The following is a 1576-nucleotide window of genomic DNA, read 5'->3' as shown; positions in this document are numbered from 1 at the left end:
CGTTGAAGCTTTCCGGAATGCCCGCCTCGAAGGCGTCGTCGCCGCGCACGATGGCCTCATAGACCTTGGTGCGGCCGGCCACGTCGTCCGACTTGACGGTGAGCATCTCCTGCAGCGTGTAGGCCGCGCCGTAGGCTTCCAGCGCCCAGACCTCCATTTCCCCGAAACGCTGGCCGCCGAACTGGGCTTTACCGCCCAGAGGCTGCTGCGTCACAAGGCTGTAAGGCCCGGTCGAGCGCGCGTGGATCTTGTCATCGACAAGGTGATGAAGCTTCAGAAGATACTTCACACCCACCGTGACCTTCCGCGCGAACTGTTCGCCGGTGCGTCCGTCGAAGAGGTCCGACTGGCCAGATTGGTCGAAACCGGCCCGGGTCAGTGCATCGTTGACATCCGCTTCCTTGGCGCCATCGAAGACCGGCGTCGCGATCGGCACGCCGCGCGTCACCGTCCCGGCGCGTTCCAGAAGCGTATCCTCGTCGATTGACGCGAAGGCTTCGTCATAGGCCTCCTCGCCGTAACCGATCCGCAGCGCGTCGCGCACAGGGGTCATATCGCCGGTGCGGCGATAGTCCTGCAACGCATCGTCGATCTTCAGACCGAGCGCACGGGACGCCCAACCCATATGGGTTTCAAGGATCTGACCGACGTTCATCCGCGAAGGCACGCCCAAGGGGTTCAGCACCATGTCGACCGGAGTGCCATCACCGAGGAAGGGCATGTCCTCCATCGGAACGACCTTGGAGACGACACCCTTGTTGCCGTGACGGCCGGCCATCTTGTCACCCGGCTGCAGCTTGCGCTTCACCGCGACGAAGACCTTGACCATCTTCATCACACCCGGCGGCAGATCGTCGCCACGACGGACCTTCTCGACCTTGTCCTCGAACCGGTGCTCCAGCGCACGTTTCTGCGCTTCGAACTGGGAGTTCAGCGCTTCTACGTTCTGGGCGTCGGCCTCTTCACCGAGGGCAAGCTGCCACCACTGGCCACGCGACAGCGATTCCAGCAGTTCCTCGTCGATCTTGGCGTTCGGCTTGATGCCTTTCGGGCCTTTGACAGCCGTCTTGCCAAGGATCATCGATTTCAGACGCGCATAGATGTTGCGCTCAAGGATCGCCTGTTCGTCGTCGCGGTCCCGCGCCAGACGTTCGACTTCCTCACGCTCGATCTGCAGCGCACGTTCGTCCTTGTCGACGCCGTGACGGTTGAAGACCCGCACTTCGACGACCGTACCGAAATCGCCCGGCGGCAGCCGCAGCGAAGTGTCGCGGACGTCGGAGGCTTTCTCACCGAAGATGGCGCGCAGAAGCTTTTCTTCCGGCGTCATCGGGCTTTCGCCCTTCGGTGTGATCTTGCCCACGAGGATATCGGCCGGACCCACTTCGGCGCCGATATAGACGATACCCGCCTCGTCGAGGTTGCGCAGCGCTTCCTCGCCGACATTCGGGATGTCGCGGGTGATCTCTTCCGGCCCAAGTTTGGTATCACGGGCGGCGACTTCGTATTCCTCGATATGGATCGAGGTGAAGACGTCATCCTTGACGATCCGCTCGGAAATCAGGATCGAGTCTTC

1 pseudogene is annotated in these 1576 nt (G+C 62.2%); it reads right to left on the bottom strand.

Annotated elements, in window-relative coordinates:
- Window positions 1-1576, bottom strand: a pseudogene (locus tag WBB85_RS17140) (DNA-directed RNA polymerase subunit beta); the annotation flags it as partial.

The sequence above is a fragment of the Albidovulum sp. genome (assembly GCF_049646345.1).
GTDB lineage: Bacteria > Pseudomonadota > Alphaproteobacteria > Rhodobacterales > Rhodobacteraceae > Albidovulum.
Note: the sequence above shows the minus strand (reverse complement) of the source record. Positions and strands in the feature narration are given on the sequence as shown.